Raw genomic sequence first — 19,244 nt, 5'->3', positions numbered from 1 at the left:
AAACTTTTAAACTCACCGAATACAAACTATGCAAAACCATTTAAAAAGGGCTATAGGTCAAATTGATCCTACAAGCCCTGTAATATTAACCGTTATATTGTGATGCTGTATATATTAATACGACTGCGATAACGATTGGCACGACAATCAGCATCAACAATCTCCATACTTTATAATACAATTCTGAAATATGACTACCTTGTAGAAATTCACTCTTCACCAAATTTTTATCCATCTTATGGATGATAAAAATAGCGATTAATAAATTCCCCAATGGTAACAGAATATTACTTACTAAATAATCTGTTGCATCAAAAATACTCTTTCCAAATATCGTCATATCACTCAACGAACTTGAAGATAATGCCGCTGGAATTGATGCAAGAAAAACAATAACACCAATACTCCATGCGATTTTCCGTCTTGCATTTGGCCATTTTTCTACCAATGCCGCTACAATAATTTCATATAAACTAAAAGATGAAGTTAATGTCGCGAAAAGGAACAGCAATAAAAAGATTGCAAAGAATAATTCACCGAACGGTAACTTTCCAAATACAGCAGGTAAAATCATAAAAAGTAATGGCGGACCTGCTTCCGGTTTAAAGTCAAACGCAAAAACAGCTGGGAATATAGCTAGTCCTGCAAGTAATGATACGAAAATGTTCATAATCACTACGGAACCCGCTGAATAAGGTAAACTTTCATCTTTTTTTAAATAAGAACTATACGTAACCATACAAGAAAAACCAACAGCTAATGCAAAGAACGATTGTCCCAATGCATATAAAATGGATTCACCTGTAATTTTAGAAAAGTCTGGTGACAAGAAAAATTTAACACCTTCCATTGCCCCATCTAATGTTAACGAACGAACCACTAAAATGATAAAGAAGATAAATAATAGTGGCATCATTACTTTATTTGCTTTTTCGATACCATTTTGAACACCTAAACTAATGACTAATACGTTGAAAAGTGTAAAGAATAACAATCCAACAATTGTAATCCATGGATTTCCTGTAACCATTCCAAACAATTCAGCTGGATCATGTCCTGATTGAATAACATTCCCCAGTAATGCCTTACCAGTATAAACAGAAATCCAACCACCAACAACGCTATAAAATGATAGTAATAAAAAACAACCTATAACACCTAATTTACCGATCCATGTCCATAAAGATTTCGGTGCTAAGGCTTTATATGCACTAACAGCTTCCCGATTCGTACCACGACCTATGATAAATTCCGAGATTAACATCGGTAAACCGATTAATATCGTAAAACATACAAATAATAAGAAAAACGCACCGCCACCACTTTGCCCTGTTACATAAGGCAATTTCCAGATGGCCCCAAGTCCAATCGCTGCTCCCGCGGACGACAAAATAAAACCCAATTTTGTTGACCACTGATTATTATCCTTGTTCAAAAAAATTCCTCCGATTCTCTACTCAGCTCATCTCATCAATTCAAAACGATTGAAGAGTTTTTACACGTTATCTATTTTAACATGAATTTATACTTATTTTGCATAAAAATTTAAGTCGTAAATAGAAGAATTTAGGACTGATTTTATGGAACTTTTTTAGCTAATGAAAAATCCAAACTATAATATGAAATTCTATTTAAGATTTCACATTTGTTTGGATTTTCTTTTTATTCATATTCTATAGAATTATCATCTTACTTAAAATTTTGTATAAAAGGTGCGAACTTTTAATGTATATCTTCTAAATATTTAGTTTTGTGTTTCGTTCCAGACGGCGCTTTCCGCGGGCTTGGCTTCAATCTCCTCGTCACTCCGTTCCTGCGGGGCTTTCAGCTCAAGCTATTCCCGCAGGACATTGAATTGGCTTCCTCGAAATTACACCGCACGAAGAAAATGTGAATACATTTTCGAGGATCGCCGTCCTTCACTTCACACACTCCATTCTAAATGATGATCATCATCGATAGTCGTATGTTCTAAAGAAAGACACTTTACGAAATTAATTCTATTAAATTCAATTATTTAGATTTAGCAAGACTAATTTCTTCTGTCCTAGCCTCAATTTTAGCAAAATCTTCAATATTCAAGATTTTATGGAGCAAATGTCTTTTCTTTTGAGTAATTCAAAATTTATGCATGTAGCTTATTTTTTTTTACATTTTCAGACCAATCTAACTCGTCTAAGAAATGTAATGTATCTGCAAATACTTTTTCACGTTCTTTGCCAAGTGTAATAATGTGGCCTGAATTATGATACCAAATAAGTTCTTTGGCGTCTGTTTCAACAGTTTCATATATATATGGAGCACTTTCTCGATAGATAGAATCATCGAGTTCTCCTTGTAAAACAAGTGTTGGTGCATGAATTTCTTCAATTTCTTCAGAAGTATGTTGTATCATTTTTTGAACTTCTACAATTGCTTCACGTGGTAATTCTTTTAATGCTTCTAATTCTTCAGCAATTTGTTTTTCATCTTTTCCTTCAAACTGTTTATAGACTTTAGCATAATTGTATAAACGTTCGAATAATCCTTCTTTTGTTCTTCTTTTAATAGGTGCGCACATTGCGACAACCCCTTTTACAGGGAACTCTGCACCTACTTTTAATGTAAAAACACCACCTAATGAAATTCCAACTACCGCTATTTCTTCATAACCTAAATCTTTTAAATGATGGTAACCTCTAGTAACATCTTCCCACCAATATTTTGCACCATATTTTAATATTTCTTCTGGACTAACACCATGTCCACGATACATTGGTGCATGACATGTATAACCTTGCTTATTTAAATATTGACCTAATTTCTTAACGTCTTTTGTACTTCCTGTAAATCCATGTAGCAGTAAAATAGCTCGATGATCTCCCTCTAATGTAAAAGGTTGCGGCGGTAATAACTTCATATTTTGAACTCCTTTTTATTTTGAGTACCCAATTTAGCATTTCCCTCTAGATAGATAATATAATTTGTCAAATAAAAAATTCAGAAATTTGAAATTTTATTTGCAGGTGCTCAATTTTTGTTCACATTTTATATTACATACAGACTAACACCTTTTACTTATAATGTACACTATATTATCTAATAAACTATTATGCATTTTTGTAATGATTATAATGACTAAAACGTTGTTATACTGGGCTTTTAGAAATTTTGGACTAAAACCCATTTTTTATTTTTAAAAGTAAATGATTTCAATTTCGTATCGTTAGTTTGTGATTATTCATATTAATAATGAGTCATTTTTCATAAGATTATTCACATTAAAAAATACGAATAATTTTTGAATTGTACGAGTAAATAATTCGTTATATCATTGCACTTATTTTAAGCATGCTGCTTCTACAAGGCTTATATACAAATAGATAGGAGCATTTCAATAATATAGTAGAAATATTAAAAGGATTTCTAATGTTCATATTTTTGATTATCCCTTGTCAATAGTTTCATGATTCTAACATACTTCTACGTAAACTATATCTGAATATTTTATTTTTAAAGTCAATAATTTTCACTATAACAGCACTTTCTGTTATATAATAGGTATAAGTAATTATATAGGAGGATACGCATGAAAGTTTTAACAACAAGATTAGTAAAAGAAGAAGCGAAAATTGTTTATCAAGAAACTGCTGGCTTAGCGATTATAACTATTCGACGTCCTCAAGCTAAAAATGCATTAACGGCAAAAATGTGGGATGAATTACGAAGAATCGCTTTAAAGGCATTAGAAAATCCCAAAAATAAAGTGTTAATCATCAGAGGATATGGACAACAATTTACTGCCGGTTCTGATATTAAAGAATTTAACTCGATTTCTTTAGAGAAAGCTGAAGAAGCATTTGTTCATATGGAAAAAACGATTTCTACGATTGAACGATTACCACTTCCAACAATCGCAGTGATCAATGGACCTGCAATGGGAGCTGGCCTTGAATTAGCACTTGCTTGTGATATTCGCATCGGTTCTGATAAAGCAAAACTAGGGATACCTGTTGGAAAATTAGGCATTACTTTAAACAATAAGTTTGCTGCACGTTTAGTCAATCTTATTGGTCCAAGTATGACAAAGGATTTAGTATTTACAGGAAAGACATTGAAAACAGAAGAAGCATATCGCGTTGGTATGTTGAATTATGTTACTTTAGAAAAGGACTTGGATCGTTATGCAATTAGACTTGGTAAATTAGTGGCTTCGATGTCCCCTGCTTCTGTTTTAGCAGTGAAAAAGTCCGTTCAAGAATGTATTGATTCTGCACCTGTACTTTGGAAAAAATCTACACCGTTTGTAGATGGAAATGATTTTCCTGAAGGCGTTCGTGCTTTTGTTGAAAAAAGAACACCACAATTTAAACGATTGTCTTAAATTCAATTCGCATATTTATAAAATCATCATTCTTCTATGCTAAAAAAAGAACCGGCAAAGAGTATAGTTCACACCTTTTACTCTTTATGTCGGTTCTTTATTTTATCCATAATGGACTGAAATAATGGTTAAGTTAATGGTTTGTAGTTCTAATTCAAACGCCTGATCAAAGGCTTGAAACACTTTTTGTTGCAATTCTTTCAATTGAAGCGCTCGATTTAAATGTATAGGGCCTTGTAGAGCTATGCTAATGGATGTAGTGGGTACAGGTAATAATTCAAACTGTACTTTTAAAACTTTATGAACGATTTCTTCCATTTCACAAGACTCTTGTATAGCTCGTACAAAAGTTTCTTTATCTACATGACCGGTGGCTTGATGAAAGTCTGGTTGAACAATAGTCGTTTCACCAATTTTGACTCGTTTTTGCGAAAAGATTTCAAAACCCCTTTGAATAATTCGTTTTACTAGGTTTTGTTCAACCTCTATAACGGGTATAGGCATAATATGCTTACCTTCCGTTTTACGAATAAACTTTGCTAATTTCATCTCGCCAGTAGATTTTAAATCTTCAATATGATAATAATGCTGGATTTCCCCAAAAGCCAATCTCTGTGCAATTTTATGAGTCATTCTATCAGATGTACCTAATAGTAAAAGTTTATCAAGTTGCTCGTTTTTAATAGCATCTTGTACCTCTTTCAGATGATCATCATCTGAAAAAATAGCCCTCTTCACTGCTCTAAGTGAACTTTTTTCAAATTTAGCTGATATACCTGCTATCTTCTTACCATTTACGATAAAAAGTCCATCATCAATAATGCCAGCTATGTCATGATCATGCGCAAACGACAACGCAGCTGTACTCTTTCCTGTTCCACTTGGACCACTTAACGAGTATATTTCCAAGGTGTAATCACCAACCCTTATGTATGTAAAAAATTTCTGATTAAAATCACTGTCTTTCTATCAGTCTATACGGTTCTTATTTTTGTTGCAAATTATAGTGTTTTAAAGTTCTCATTCTCAACATAGCTCAACTCATACCTCAACAACCTATCATCAAAAATGAATGGGTAATAATTACAGAAAAAGTAGAGATTATTAAATTTAAGTATATAATTTATATATAGGTTTGTTAGATACATAATAGATAAATCTACAGGAAAAGAACTTAGGAGGTTTCACAAATGAATAGTAAAAATTTGCGTAAAGGTTTAGCTCTTATCTTAATACCTGTAGCATCAGGGGCGATACTCTTGTCAGGTTGTACTCAAGAAGAAACAAAAACAAATAAAACAGCAGAGGTATCAAAAACAGAAAGCAAAATCAACATTTTCAATAAAGAGTCTTTTGACTCCGTTGAAGATATGAGAGAAGCATTTAAACTAGTAAACTTTAAATATGCTTCTGATCCTATTACATTCATCTTGAAAGAGTCGATCGCTTTGAATTGGGGTACGGAACCTACTGACGCAGAAATTAAAGCTTTTGCAAAGATATTAGAAAAAACGGAAGGTACTCAAGATTTATCTGATAAAGACATCTATGCATCCGTGAAAAAGCTACTTCAATTAAAATCTGGTACTGTACCATTCTTTAAAGAATATTACGGAGAGAAGTTTGACAACGTTAAAGTCAATAAGACCAATATCTATGGTTTAACGCTAAGTGGAAGTGAGGATGTTTTAAACGAAAAGACAGCACATAAAGAAGCGTTCACTTAGGGATTGAAAGAAAAACTTAAATGAACAGCTTCAAGCGGAGCAAAAAGAGACCAGTCACAATCAGGCATGAATGCTTGAAGCGGCTGGTCTTTTTGTATTTATTGGTAATACAAAATATGGACATTTTATGGAATTAAGTATAGCACCTTGCGGATATAATCTGGTCAATTGAAAGTATATGACCATCTTCGCTTATCCATTCATTCCTTTCAGAGGAATATGAAAAAACATAAAGTACAGGATTTTCTAGGCACTTTGTAACAACACATAATCTGTAAGAGTCCTTATTGTTGTTCATTTTTGAAAATTCATTTGGAGTTAATTCAACAGAAACCTCTTGACCTGCTAGTCCCTTAACTTCAATTTTTAATTTAATTTTCTTAATAAACTGCTTCCAAATCCCATCCTAAGTTTTCGCTTTCTACAGAAGTCACGGTAAAACCCCTTTCTGAGTACTCTCTGGTAACTTCTCTAATAGCGATATTCTCTATTTTCTTTCTTAGTTCTGCATCGGTTTGGCGGAAGATAGGAAGGCGACGCCTAATACTTTTCTTTTTTTCATATCTTTCTATATGTCTTAGAATTTCTTTCTTAAAATCCTCCATTTCAGGGCTATCAGCATACCAAACATTTGATTGACCCATTCCGCCTTTTACTCTTCTTGGTATTATCGGGAATGAGAACCTTTCATCTATACTCAGTAAAGTAGCATTGTCAGCATTAGCAACAGCATAATATCCGATATATTCATTTCTAAATTTTCTTTCTGAAAGATTAGTGTTCTGATAATCTTTAAAAAACCTAGCATTCTTATACCATCCAACTATGTACGTTCCGCCATTCTTGTGGGTTGCAGTGAAAATGACTAAAACATCATCTATGAATTCATCATCTTCACTCGCTCCTAATCTTTGTAGGTTGTTATACCCGCTTGGCTGAGCATAACCATATACCTTATCGCTAATTTTTTTGAAATTGAATATTTCGTGTCCATAACCATATTCTTCAACATAGGAGCCACCGCCATGTATTTCTTTATCATTTCCCAATAAACCTTCATATCTTTCCATCCAAGCTGTGTTTAAGAATATCATAGCTTTCATTGATTTACCTCCTTTCAGCTAGAAATTCACACAAATCACTCTGCCAATACTTCTTTAATAATCTGAGCCATCTGTTTGTTGTTTAACTGATCACGGAAATAAACAGTGTATCCATCTTTCGAGAGCATATCAAAGAAAACACGAGCACAATCAATTTTTGCTTTTTCTGTACCACGTAAGTCGGATTTATTTTCTACGTCTTTTGTTTCGACTACAATGTTAAGCTCTTTCTCACCGGAAGCCTTTCTTACAACATACATGAAGTCTGGACTGTACATTCCACCGGTAATAGTCGGTATGGCAATGCTGCTACGTGGAATTTTTCCATATACAATAACTTCTTCGATGTCCGACATAATATTCTTTTGTTCCAACGGTGAGTCATAAGCGAAAGCATCATATAAATACTTCTCACTTGGAGTTCCCGGAACTATCTTTGTGCCGATACGTCCCTGTGCAATATCTTCACGTGGAGAACCGTCTGAATAGGTAAGTGCTGTTGCACCAACAGGCGTATTGCTTTTTGCATAATGGAATCGACCTTGCAAATTATTGCTTCTCCAGTCATGAAATTGTTGGATAAACATGCTGACAGAATTTTCATTAATATGTTCTGGATTTATAGTTCCATTCCTCTTAACATACTCACACAATGCCTCATGCAATATTTTAATTGGAATGTTTGTAGCATTTGTGATCCTCTTAAGAAATTCATTGTAGGGAATAGGTTTGGATACTATATATTGGGCGCCTGTATCTGAAACAATCATCATCTGTGAGCCATCGCTCTTAACGATATCTCTGGAGCTAGTCATGACAACGTCTGTAAAAACACCGGGTTTTTCCAGCAAGGATAAAACAACTTTAGCCATATCAGCATCCAGATCATCATCATAGAAAAGTAGGTATCGTTGATTGATTGCTTCCCATAATTTGCGTATTTCACTGTAAACAGCTTTGCGGATTTTTACAGGTTTTGGTTTTGCTACATTTCGGTCTTTTACCTTACCTGAAGACAATCCTGTAGCAAAGTCCGGGTATTCTGCAAAGAAAGCGTCCCTTGTATCGGGTTTTATATTTAATCGCCTGTCTATGTAATGTTTATCATATAGTGCATCAAAAAGCTCATCAGAAGTCATGCCAAGCTTCTTGGCCACTTGTTCCAATCTTTCTTCGCTAATAGAAGAAGCTTGTGGAATTTCTCCGTTTATTTGGTCTATTAATCGATTAGCAAAGTCTGCCTCTGTGAAGTCAACAATATAATTAAGCTGGAATTCTTCATTGGAGATTCGATTACCATTCTCATCTACAGGTAGACGTAAACCTCGTCCAACCTCTTGCAGTTTACTATTTTCACTTCCGCTAGAACGAAGTTTAGCTATCGTAAATACATTAGGGTTATCCCAGCCCTCTTTAAGTGTCCATTTTGAAAATAGAAAACGTAAAGTGTTATAGCTACCGTCTTTATTCTTGAAAGAGAGAAGGTGTTTTTTTCCATGAAGGATAGTTTCTACTTCTTTTGCTATATCTTCATCCGAATCGCTATTGTCCTGTGAAAAATAGCCTGCATGGCAAGCAGAAATATCTGCAAGACTTGCTTCCAGATATGCCCGATATTCAGTATCATGCTCACTGAGGGTAGATAGCACCGATTCTATCCGTTCCTTAAGCAATCTCTCAAAAGCTTGTAATAGATAAGGGGTTTTACCTTCCTCGTTTGGTCGATATGATGATATATCATCGATAAAAAATAATGCCAATGTCTTGATCTTGAAATTGCGACCACAGAAGTTTATTTTTTCTGTTTCAAAATGACGCTCAAGGGCAAGACGCATCATCTGCTCTTGATAAGAGGTCATATAGATATCCACATCCAATTCCTCACCAGTTGACTTTTGAATACCATTAGAAAACTCAACTGTTGATTTGCCAATAGCATGAACCGTAATTCCCTCGAAAGCTTCATTAATGATAGATAGTGAATCTCCAGTTTTAAGAGTAAATGTTTTAGTCGATTCATCACGCTTTTTATACTGAAAGGTAACAGAATCCTTGCTTGTGATGGAAGTGATTTTCACCTTTTCTTCACGCTTGGATACCGGTTCAAAATGCTCCTTCGTTACTCCCTTTATCAAATTTTGATTAAAAGATTCACAGGCATTTAAATCATAGAGCAGGTTTTGGTAGTCTTTTACGGTTATTTTGTTTTTTCCACGTCCACTTGTAGTTTCAGGGAAGGTAGCACCAAAGCGTATAATACACTGTGGTTTTATTTCATCAACGATAACCTTAAATGCCTTCTGGTCACGAGAAAATCTATGTGGCTCATCAATAATAACAACAGGGTTTGTTGCACGAATAGCATCAAGTGGTCTATAAAAACCTTCTACTCCATAATCATAGTCGTCACGGCTAAGCATACCATTTGATCGGACAACAAGTAGTTGCATATTAACTAATAATACATAAATCTTCTTCGTGTTCTGGCAAGAACCTTTTACAAAGTCGCTCACAACACTCGGGAAATAGGAGCGACCCTTTTTCTTGTTTTTTGGTGCTTCTAGTACTCCAACCTCAATCTCTGTACCATAGCCACAAACATCGGAAAAATGTCGCTTTACATATTCATCACGCAAAAACTGTGCAGTTCCTGCTTTAATCGCAAGTGAAGGTACAGCGATAATAAACTTATTAAGTCCGTAACGTTTATGAAGCTCATATATAGTATGAGTATAAACGTAAGTCTTTCCTGTACCGGTTTCCATTTTAATATCAATATTCAAGCAGTCATCAATAGGCATACTGCTTCGATATTCTGAAGGTATATTTTTTTGAATTTCTCTAATATTTGCAGCTAGTTTAGGATCAGAAAGAGAAATGCTTGGATTTTCATAAAATTGTACAGGAGAAGTTATCTGTACCCCATTCAAAGCAGCACTTATTGCATCTACAGCTTTTTGTTGGTGTGGTAATCCTCGTTGTAGGATAAGTTCCATAACATACCCTCCAATCAATAACGGATATCGAAGTTGATACGCAAGTTTTTCTCTGTATCCTTCAACCGTTTCAAATTAATTTTTAAAGCTTCCATTTCCGTCCATGTAAAACTATAACCGAATAACACCACGTTCTCAGGATTAAAGTTACCGTCAGTTTCATATTTTACTACAATGGCTTCAATCGCCTTATTAGACAATTCCGGGTCAATTAGGTAAAGATGTTTTCCTATATAATAGCCATTGTATCCAGCAAAATTTAACTCCTCAGCATCTGCTGTAAGTCCATATCCATCTCTAACAAGCCACGTTGAAAGGACGGTAGGTTTTCCAAAATCACTAAGAATGTCTTTGTCAGCAAATAATTTATTTTCAGTTGGGTCAAACTTTTCAAGCTTGTCTAGAGTGTTTTGCTCAGGCTCAGCAAGAATAAAGTGCCTAAAACCGAGATCTACCTTAGTGTCTGGAAATTCTTCTTTTATCTTTTTTGCTGCCCTGATAATGCGTTCTATACCAATTTGATCAAGTGTATGAGGACGCCCATTTTCATCTAACATCTCTATAACATTTTTCCACTTTTCCTTTTCACTACTAGAAGCATTTGCAAAAAGATAATCAAGGTTTTCAGGCAATTGTATCATTATAAATTTACACTTACATCCTAATGAAAATTTGAGTGCAGAATGTGCCGTAGTTGCAGAACCGCTAAAGAAATCCAAAATAATATCACCGTCTTTAACATTAGCTAAGCTTATTATTGCATCAATTAATTGCGTTGGTTTGGGATTACTAAAAGCATTTTTAAATCCAAATAGCTCTGTTAATTCATCGCTAGCTTTTTGATTGCTCCCATAAATTTCGTGAATCCACCAATTAGTAGCACATTGCCCCTCTGCCTGCCTTTCAGTTTTGAAATATTTCTTTCGAGGCATTCCATCGCCACCACGTGGAAAATATATTCTATTGTCGTTTAAAAGAGATGTATATGTATCAAAGTCTCCCATCCATTCTTCATTAAGTTCAATCCCAGTTGGAGTAATAATAGTGTATCTAGTGCCAGATTGATCAGAACCTGCTTTCCAAGGTTTTGAAGCCCAGTCACCACGTGGGTCATTATCAGGATTTGAAAATTCTCCTGTAAGTGCAACTTTACCAACGCCTGCATCTTTAAGGTATTGACAATTTCTAGAGTATACAAGAATGTGTTCAGCAACAATTCCTATTAATTTAGTTTTATCATTCGGTTGATTATGTCGTCTTCTCCAATGAATGTGACCTTCAAAATTCTCCTCCCCAAACACGTCATCACAAATAAGCCTTAGATTTGCTTGTTCATTATCATCTATTGAGATAAAAATCACACCGTCATCCTTAAGTAAATCCCTAGCCAGTAAAAGACGTGGGTACATAAACATTAACCACGCAGAATGAGAAGCCGAACCACGCTTTGTTAAGTCTAAAATACGTTGTGCCTGTTCTTCGCTAATACTTAGTTTTTCCGAAAGCTCTTCCACAGTAAATTTGAACTGGTCATTATACACAAATCCATCTGTTCCAGTGTTATAAGGAGGATCAATATAAATACATTTAACTTGACCTGAATAGGATTTCAAGAGATGCTTTAACCCATCAAGATTGTCGCCACTTATGTAGATATTTTCACTGTTCATATTTTCTGGTTTTGAGTTATGTTCCTCGTCCGGCACAACAACTGTTGTAGTATCAATTGAAGCCAGCAATCGGGCATAATTTTTTCCTAAAAACTTGAGTTCATAACCCTCTCCTGTTACAGCAATCTTATCACTTAAAAATTCCTTAAACCGCTCAATATCAAAGGATCCATCTGCCTTAAAACATGAGGGGAAATTTTCTTTTAATACAGCCATTTCTCGACTGTTCGGTGTTGCACTATCATTGGCATTCATAATATCCTTAATCATTGTTATCATTCACCTTGCCTTTCTCAATTTTATCAGGTACAAACTCTAAAATATCACAAATGTCACATTCTAAAGCTGTGCATATTTTTTGAAGTATTTCTGTATTTACATTTTCGTTTCTGCCAAGCTTTGTGATAGTTGCCGAGCTAACACCGGAAAGGCGTTGCAAATCTTTCTTTTTCATATTCTTATCAATTAGCAGCTTCCATAGCTTGTTATAATGTATTGCCATTTTTTGCACCTCCTACAAATATTAATAATTATATCACAAAAACACGCTATAAACAGTATAAATTTTTAATCTCACATTATTTTTCGTCTATTTCAATCACAATTTTCTATTTACGCATTTATCTTAAGATGTTCGAATTAAAGCTTTTAGACAAAAAAGTCGAAAAGTCTAATTGAAAAATCCAAAACTACAGCATTCAGCCTTCTTAAACTAAATATCGCTTTAGCTCAAATTTGAGCAAAAGCATAAGCATTACAGCCGTCTTTTTTGGAAAATAGACAGGCTGTTTTTGTATTTTTAGGGGTTCGAATCAATAGAATTCTTCGCTTATAGATGAGGAAGAAAATATTTTTAGAAAATCCTCAACTAATATGTTCTACCGTGGCTATAAGGTGAGAGGAAAAATAATCCCCCAATGAAAGCATAGTTTTTCTCTCACTGCTCCTTGACAACTGAATACCCCGAAATGCAAGAGATACTTCATGCAGAATATGCCATGACGATAATTCCGAGCGTATTCCTTGAAAGATAACGAGGTTGTGTCCAACAAGGCAAACCCTCTGGAACCGTAGCATTTCGGCTCATTTATAACAGGCAAGGAGGTGAAATAACTGAAAACACAATACGAGAACTTGCCGCAGAAGCTTAAAGATAAGCCACAGTTTTGCTGTTGGAAATATGAAGAGCGAAGTGGCAGAAAAACCAAAGTTCCCTATAATCCGGTAACAGGAAAAAGGGCAAAAGCAGATCAGCGGAGTACATTTAAAGATTTTAGTTCGGCGGTAGCTACTTTAAGTGATTATGACGGTATCGGATTTTTGGTGGGTAATGTCATTTGTGTTATCGACTTAGATGATTGCTTTGATAGCAGCGGTAGGCTTAAGCCTATTTCCCAAAGTGTAGTAGAGGCTTTTAGGGGTTGCTATATGGAACACAGTCCATCTGGAAAAGGGCTTCATATTTTCTTTAAGGCCACAGGCTTTAACTTTGACAAAACAAAATATTATATCAACAACAGAAAGCTGGGAGTTGAGGTCTATGTGGCTGGAGCAACAAACCGCTTTGTTACCGTAACAGGCAATGTATTTGTAGATGGTGATATACCGGAGAAATCGAATGAACTACAGATGATACTAGACAAGTATATGCTACGTCCTACCCCTGTGAAGCAACTACTGGATACAGAAAGCCAATCCTATCTGTCCGACAAGTCTGTTATTGAGAAGGCTTTAAAATCGGCAAATGGAGAAAGGTTCAAAGCATTATGGCAGGGAGATACATCTGGTTATGCTTCTGCCAGTGAAGCTGATTTGGCACTTTGCGGTATGCTGGCATTTTGGTGTGGCAGGGATATTGGACAGATGGACAGACTTTTTCGGCAGAGCGGCCTAATGCGAGATAAATGGAATAGATCACAGTCCGGCAGTACTTATGGAATGATAACCATAGAAAAAGCAATTGCAAATGCTACTGAAATATATAAACCAGGTGGTAAGCGTTCATCAGCTACAGAAGATTTTGGAGAATGTTCCCTTGCTGACTTTAAGCCTGAGAGTAACGATCGCTACCCTTGGACGGATATTGGGGCAAGCAGGCTGTTTGCTGATTATTATAAGTCTTTAGCCCGCTATGTTCCCGAAAGGAAAATGTGGTTTTACTACGAGAATGGTATTTGGATTCCTGATGTCGGTAATCTCAAAGTGATGGAAATGTGTAAATCATTGGCCAACCAACTGCTAACCTATGCTTTGACTATTCAGGATGAACATCAAAGAAAGGCATACATTGACTATTGCCGAAAGTGGCAGTCAAGAAGATACAGGGAAACGGTACTTAAGGATGCGCAGAGCGTATATCCCATATCAATGGCTGAATTTGACCAAGACCCACTTATGCTCAACTGTGCCAATGGAACATTGTTTTTAATGTCTATGGATTTTCGTCCCCACAACAGCGAGGACAGACTCACAAAAATATCTGGTGTTAAGTATGACCCAGAAGCAAAAAGTGAGCGATGGGATAGATTTATTCATGAGATTATGAGCGGAGATGAGGAAAAGGCAAAATTCCTCCAAAAAGCCTTTGGTTACAGTATTAGCGGAGACACTCGGTATGAATGCCTGTTTGTTCTCTATGGTGCTACAACTCGAAACGGTAAAGGTACGCTATGTGAGAGCATTCTTAAGGTATTAGGCAGTTATGGCTGTACCGCAAGGCCAGAGACTATCAGTCTGAAAAAGAACAATAACAGTTCAAGTCCAAGTGAAGATATTGCCCGGCTTGCAGGAGTACGCTATGTAAATATCTCCGAACCTAGCAGAGGACTTGTCTTAAATGCTGCACAGGTAAAAAGCATGACGGGTGGTGACACTATCAACGCAAGGTTTCTACATGAGAATTCTTTTGACTTTTCACCAAAGTTTAAGCTGTATATCAACACCAATTATCTGCCCGTTATTACGGATATGACGCTGTTTTCCAGTGGCAGAGTGGTAATTATCCCTTTTGAACGACACTTTGATGAAAGCGAGCAGGATAAAAACCTAAAACGTGAATTCGCCAAAGCGAAGAATCAGAGTGCTATCCTTAACTGGCTAATTGAAGGCTATCAGTTGTTAAAGAAGGAAGGCTTGACTTTACCTGATTCCGTTAAGACAGCAACGGAGGCTTATAAACGTGACAGCGATAAAATAGCATTATTTTTCGAGGATGCCTTGGAGGAAAGTCCTAACAGTGAGGTGCGGACATCCGAAGTGTATGCCCGGTATCAGCGTTGGTGTAGTGCCAATGGATGTTATTCGGAGAATGCAAGAAACTTCAAACAAGCATTAACAGCTATCGCCCGTGTAGAACGGAAACGACCACGTTCTGGTGGTGGAATGACCACAATGCTTATCGGATATAAGCTGACAGAAGAAGAATTTTTTCTTATTTAAACACAGTGTAGCAGCTTGTAGCAAGAAAAACAGGTTATATAAAAAACCGCTCTCGAATAGAGAGTTTAGTTTTTACCTGCTACATCTTGCTACAAAGCTTAAAACCACTGGATACAACTCCATGTGTTAATACCTACCCCCTAGGGGAGTTCAAATCTCCACACCTTTTCATCTGGACAACGGGCGTGGGGCAACGCGTAAAAAAACGCGGTTTCAAACGGGGTATATACCCCACATTTAATAAAATTTAGGAGGTAAACGATTATGGCAACATCAACAACTTATAATAGAGCGTTTTGGAATGTTATGAAAGGAAAAGAAGAAAATAATCAAAATCTAAGCGAGGGCTTTGATAATGCAGGAGCCTATGTCGCACCAGACGAGTTCCGAGAAGGCTTTAACGCTGCTTTGGCAAAGGAAAATATATTCCGCAGATTTGCTACTGTTATCAATCTATCTTCTGCAGAAGGTAAAATTCAAGCGGTATCCTCAACGGGTACAGCAGATTGGGTTGAAGACGGAGATCCAATCCCCGAAAGCGCCGATACATTTACACAGTTTCTGGTGAAATCATACAAGCTGGCATCTCTTGTCAAGCTAAACCGCTCATTCGTCACCGATATGAACTTTAATCTAGAAAAATATCTGATGGGTGATTTTGCGAAGCGTTTTGGCAAGGCTGAGGAAAATGCATTGCTTAATGGAAATGGCACAACTCAGCCAACAGGTATACTTACGGCAGACGCAGATGTAACTACAGCAGACAATAGTACCATCTCTTTTGATGAGATCATCTCTCTGTATTTTTCATTAAAAGATGAATACCGAAATAACGCTGTGTTTATCATGCACGATAATACAGCCATGCTTCTTAGAACCCTTAAGGATACAAGCGGCAGTTATCTGTGGAATCCTTCAGATAACACCATCTTCGGAAAGCCTGTAGTTACCTCTCCATATATGCCTACAGTATCAGCAGGAGCAAAAAGCATAGTATTCGGAGATTTATCTTATTACTGGCTGATTGAGCGTCAACCAATAACAATAAAGAAATTAAGTGAGTTATATGCATTGCAGGGGCAAATTGGATTTTCTGCTTACGAGAGATTGGATGGCAAGCTAATTCAACCGGATGCTCTGAAAATATTACAAATAAAAGCTTAAATGATGGATTAGGCACTGAGTCATCAATTCGGCTCAGTGCCAGTTCCTTCAAAACATCGGATAGGAGGTCACACGATATGGAAAATCAAAGTAACAGCCGCACAACCAAATCCGATATCGGAGGTACGGTCTATGTGGTGGAATCACGAGTAAGTGATTCAGCAAAGGAAAGTGCATATTCCAAGCTGAAACGACTGATTACAGTCAATGCAAAAAGCCTTTCAAAGTTATCAGATAGTTCATATAAACCCACGGAAATCAACTCGACTTCTTCAAGGTAGTACGGTAATATACATAGTGCTAAACCGCTTGAAGACTGTCGGAAATGGAGGATAAAAATGAATAGACAGTCAACATTTAGCACTATACGTAAATCAACATTAGCATTTGAAGAAGCGAAAATTACTGCTCTTTACTGCAGGCTTTCCCGTGATGATGAGCTTGCAGGGGACAGTAATAGTATAGTAAACCAGAAGGCAATTCTAAAAAAATATGCTGAGGACAACGGTTTTCGCAACATCGAATTTTATGTGGATGATGGGGTCAGCGGTACAACTTTTGATAGACCAGACTTTAACCGCATGATTGCTGATGTAGAGTCCGGTAGAATTGGAACGATTATCATCAAGGATATGTCCCGATTCGGCAGGGATTACCTTAAAGTAGGATATTACACCGAGATTATGTTTCCTGAAGCAGATGTACGATTCATTGCTATTAACAACGGTATTGATAGTGCAAACCAAACAGACAGTGACTTTACACCGTTTCTTAACATTATTAATGAATGGTATGCTAAGGATACTAGCAAGAAAATCCGTGCTGTGTTCAAATCCAAGGGACAGTCAGGTAAGCCACTCTGCACCAATCCGCCTTACGGTTATATTAAAGACCCTGAAGATAAGTTGCACTGGATTATAGATGAGAAAGCCGCCGAGGTGGTCAGAGATATTTTCCGACTGTGTATGGCTGGCTTTGGTCCCACGCAGATAGCAAAGCAACTTGAAAAGCGATGCATTGATACACCTACGGTTCATCTTCGCAAAATGGGTATTAACACTCCAGCAAGACCACCTGAAAACCCATATGCTTGGTCGGCTCGTACCGTAGCAGATATTCTGGCTAAAATGGAATATCTAGGCCACACAGTGAATTTCAAGACTTCTAAAAAGTCCTACAAGAGCAAAGTCAAGATATTGAACAATCCAGAAGATTGGCTGGTTTTCAAAAATACCCATGAAGCAATTATTGATGAGGGCACTTGGGAAACAGTGCAGAAAATCAGAGATGGTAAGCGAAGACCATCACGATTAGGTGAAATGGGAATGCTCTCTGGCATGATGTTCTGTGCCGACTGTGGTGCAAAGCTGTATCAGGTTAGAGGCAAGGGATGGACACACGATAAGGAATACTTCGTTTGTGCTACTTACCGCAAGAAAAAGGGTATGTGCAGTTCACATCAGATACGCAATGTTGTAGTGGAACAGCTTTTGCTAGAAGACTTAAGACGTGTAACCTCCTTTGCCAAGGACCATGAACAGGAATTCATCCGTATAGTTATGAATAATTCAGAAAAGGAACTTGCCAAAGAACTCCGCCAAAGTCAAAAGGAGTACGAACAAGCACAGACTCGCATTGCTGACATAGACAAAATCATTCAAAAGCTATATGAGGACAATGTGATGGGCAAAATTCCCGAAGAGCGTTTTTACAAGATGTCGGCTGAATATGAAGCCGAGCAGAAGGCTCTGGAAGAAAGGATAACCAAATTAAAACATACCATTGATACAGCAAATGAACAGTCCCTCAATACCGACCGCTTTTTGGCACTGGTTAAAAAGTACACAGAAATTACAGAATTGGATGCAGAGATTATTCGAGAGTTCATTGACAAAATTATAGTATTTAAGGCTGAAAAGATAGATGGCCGCAGAACCCAGCGGATTCAAATTTTCTATAACTGCATTGGCGCTATCGACTTACCAAAGTAAACAAAAAACGGCATAGCCGAATATCAACGACTATGCTTTTTCAGGAATTATAAATCCCTATCTGACCGCTCCTAAAGCGAGTCAATTGTTACTAATGAAAGGCAAAACACTTGAGGAAAACATAAAAGCAGTTAAAAAGAGTCCATATGCAGATGATATCAATGTTGAGGAATACAATGCTATTACGATGAATGTAGCTTATTTAGAGTCAATTGAGCGTTTTCCTGAAGATTTAGATGCACTTTTAGATATGAAAGGGATAGGAGATATGGTTTTTCTAACTGAACCTCAAGATGAAGATGAAAATTATGTTCCGAATAACTTAGCATTTTTAATGACACATCAAACAACTCTTGATGATTCTTATTTAGATTTATTAAAAATTGCAACATTAATAAATAATGATATAGAACAACAAGGATTCCAAACTTTCTATAAGAACTTGATTGAACATCTTATAGATAATGGCGTAACAGTCGATAAAGAAACGAAAAAAATGATAGATAAAACGATAACTTTACTAGCCGATGGATATAAAGCAAAAGAAGGAGAAAGTGAACTAACTGAAGAGCTAAAATATGTCTCTGAATACGATTTTAATCAGTTACTAACTTTGTATTACACAACTGAAGATGCCTATACTCAAATAAGCGACCTACCAGTCTACAAAGAAAAAATCCAATAGTAGTGGTATCAAAATAAGGATATCTTATTAGACATAAAAGTATTTTAGTAACTCCCCCTATGAAAACTAAAAAAAACGGCTCTTTGTAAATAGTTGGGGTGGGGACA

At 36.4% G+C, this 19,244-nt stretch carries 15 protein-coding genes; 7 read left to right on the top strand and 8 right to left on the bottom strand.

The features are described 5' to 3' along the window. Positions 1-85: 85 nt before the first annotated feature. Together CW357_RS00075 and CW357_RS00070 are read right to left on the bottom strand one after the other, a co-directional pair. Entirely contained in the window at positions 86-1,435 is a 1,350-nt protein-coding gene (locus CW357_RS00075) for a sodium-dependent transporter (protein ID WP_124217030.1), read from the bottom strand. Positions 1,436-2,125: 690 nt separating this feature from the next. Beyond that, complete coding sequence (locus tag CW357_RS00070) at positions 2,126-2,899, bottom strand: alpha/beta hydrolase (RefSeq protein ID WP_124217029.1); 774 nt, start codon at positions 2,897-2,899, stop codon at positions 2,126-2,128. 669 nt (positions 2,900-3,568) lie between these two features. Between CW357_RS00070 and CW357_RS00065 the strand changes: the two genes are divergently transcribed. Then, positions 3,569-4,363, top strand: a complete 795-nt coding sequence (locus tag CW357_RS00065; RefSeq protein WP_119414955.1) for an enoyl-CoA hydratase/isomerase family protein — start codon at positions 3,569-3,571, stop codon at positions 4,361-4,363. 102 nt (positions 4,364-4,465) lie between these two features. On the opposite strand, the gene CW357_RS00060 is transcribed toward CW357_RS00065, so the two are convergent. Further along, positions 4,466-5,272, bottom strand: a complete 807-nt coding sequence (locus tag CW357_RS00060) for a P-loop NTPase family protein (protein ID WP_119414956.1) — start codon at positions 5,270-5,272, stop codon at positions 4,466-4,468. Between the two features lie 281 nt (positions 5,273-5,553). On the opposite strand from CW357_RS00060, the gene CW357_RS00055 reads away from it, so the two are divergent. Continuing rightward, on the top strand, positions 5,554-6,090 hold the full coding sequence (locus tag CW357_RS00055) for a hypothetical protein (RefSeq protein WP_124217028.1): 537 nt from the start codon (positions 5,554-5,556) through the stop codon (positions 6,088-6,090). A gap of 133 nt (positions 6,091-6,223) precedes the next feature. Here the strand turns inward: CW357_RS00055 and CW357_RS18820 are convergent, their stop codons facing one another. The 5 genes from CW357_RS18820 to CW357_RS00030 are packed head-to-tail and all read right to left on the bottom strand — an operon-like array spanning position 6,224 to position 12,361. Further along, positions 6,224-6,454 (bottom strand): protein NO VEIN domain-containing protein, encoded by a 231-nt coding sequence (locus tag CW357_RS18820; RefSeq protein WP_371683594.1) that lies wholly within the window; start codon positions 6,452-6,454, stop codon positions 6,224-6,226. 16 nt (positions 6,455-6,470) lie between these two features. Further along, positions 6,471-7,193 carry a hypothetical protein gene (locus CW357_RS00045; protein ID WP_124217027.1) on the bottom strand — a complete coding sequence of 241 codons (723 nt, stop codon included), beginning with the start codon at positions 7,191-7,193 and terminating at the stop codon, positions 6,471-6,473. Between the two features lie 35 nt (positions 7,194-7,228). Next, positions 7,229-10,189, bottom strand: coding sequence for a type III restriction-modification system endonuclease (locus CW357_RS00040; protein WP_124217026.1), 2,961 nt, complete (start codon positions 10,187-10,189; stop codon positions 7,229-7,231). Positions 10,190-10,203: 14 nt separating this feature from the next. Continuing rightward, a complete protein-coding gene (locus tag CW357_RS00035; protein ID WP_124217025.1) occupies positions 10,204-12,129 on the bottom strand; it encodes a site-specific DNA-methyltransferase in 1,926 nt (641 codons plus the stop codon). After that, positions 12,122-12,361, bottom strand: a complete 240-nt coding sequence (locus tag CW357_RS00030; protein WP_012103576.1) for a helix-turn-helix domain-containing protein — start codon at positions 12,359-12,361, stop codon at positions 12,122-12,124. The genes CW357_RS00035 and CW357_RS00030 overlap by 8 nt, the downstream gene beginning before the upstream one ends. 632 nt (positions 12,362-12,993) lie before the next feature. Here CW357_RS00030 and CW357_RS00025 point away from each other — a divergent pair. The 5 genes from CW357_RS00025 (at position 12,994) to CW357_RS00005 (ending at position 19,137) form a co-directional block, all read left to right on the top strand. Beyond that, positions 12,994-15,297, top strand: a complete 2,304-nt coding sequence (locus CW357_RS00025) for a phage/plasmid primase, P4 family (protein WP_124217024.1) — start codon at positions 12,994-12,996, stop codon at positions 15,295-15,297. 264 nt (positions 15,298-15,561) lie between these two features. After that, positions 15,562-16,461 (top strand): phage major capsid protein, encoded by a 900-nt coding sequence (locus CW357_RS00020; RefSeq protein WP_124217023.1) that lies wholly within the window; start codon positions 15,562-15,564, stop codon positions 16,459-16,461. Between the two features lie 77 nt (positions 16,462-16,538). Next, entirely contained in the window at positions 16,539-16,742 is a 204-nt protein-coding gene (locus tag CW357_RS00015; protein WP_024833073.1) for a transposon-encoded TnpW family protein, read from the top strand. Positions 16,743-16,799: 57 nt separating this feature from the next. Next, positions 16,800-18,452 (top strand): recombinase family protein, encoded by a 1,653-nt coding sequence (locus tag CW357_RS00010; protein WP_124217022.1) that lies wholly within the window; start codon positions 16,800-16,802, stop codon positions 18,450-18,452. A 94-nt stretch (positions 18,453-18,546) separates the two neighbouring features. Further along, positions 18,547-19,137: a hypothetical protein gene (locus CW357_RS00005; RefSeq protein ID WP_164489510.1), complete on the top strand. Its 591-nt coding sequence runs from the start codon at positions 18,547-18,549 to the stop codon at positions 19,135-19,137. Positions 19,138-19,244: the final 107 nt, after the last annotated feature.

This window comes from Rummeliibacillus sp. TYF005 (genome assembly GCF_003844195.1).
GTDB lineage: Bacteria > Bacillota > Bacilli > Bacillales_A > Planococcaceae > Rummeliibacillus.
The sequence above is the reverse complement of the archived record's forward strand: the minus strand, read 5'-3'. Positions and strand labels throughout refer to the sequence as shown.

What these genes read in the sequence shown, in the direction of transcription:
- CW357_RS00020 (WP_124217023.1), top strand. Translation starts at nt 15,562, where the DNA reads ATGGCAACATCAACAACTTATAATAGAGCGTTTTGGAATGTTATGAAA.
- CW357_RS00055 (WP_124217028.1), top strand. Translation starts at nt 5,554, where the DNA reads ATGAATAGTAAAAATTTGCGTAAAGGTTTAGCTCTTATCTTAATACCT.
- CW357_RS00030 (WP_012103576.1), bottom strand. Translation starts at nt 12,361, where the DNA reads ATGGCAATACATTATAACAAGCTATGGAAGCTGCTAATTGATAAGAAT.
- CW357_RS00040 (WP_124217026.1), bottom strand. Translation starts at nt 10,189, where the DNA reads ATGGAACTTATCCTACAACGAGGATTACCACACCAACAAAAAGCTGTA.
- CW357_RS00065 (WP_119414955.1), top strand. Translation starts at nt 3,569, where the DNA reads ATGAAAGTTTTAACAACAAGATTAGTAAAAGAAGAAGCGAAAATTGTT.
- CW357_RS00005 (WP_164489510.1), top strand. Translation starts at nt 18,547, where the DNA reads ATGAAAGGCAAAACACTTGAGGAAAACATAAAAGCAGTTAAAAAGAGT.
- CW357_RS00035 (WP_124217025.1), bottom strand. Translation starts at nt 12,129, where the DNA reads ATGATTAAGGATATTATGAATGCCAATGATAGTGCAACACCGAACAGT.
- CW357_RS00010 (WP_124217022.1), top strand. Translation starts at nt 16,800, where the DNA reads ATGAATAGACAGTCAACATTTAGCACTATACGTAAATCAACATTAGCA.
- CW357_RS00015 (WP_024833073.1), top strand. Translation starts at nt 16,539, where the DNA reads ATGGAAAATCAAAGTAACAGCCGCACAACCAAATCCGATATCGGAGGT.
- CW357_RS00070 (WP_124217029.1), bottom strand. Translation starts at nt 2,899, where the DNA reads ATGAAGTTATTACCGCCGCAACCTTTTACATTAGAGGGAGATCATCGA.
- CW357_RS00045 (WP_124217027.1), bottom strand. Translation starts at nt 7,193, where the DNA reads ATGAAAGCTATGATATTCTTAAACACAGCTTGGATGGAAAGATATGAA.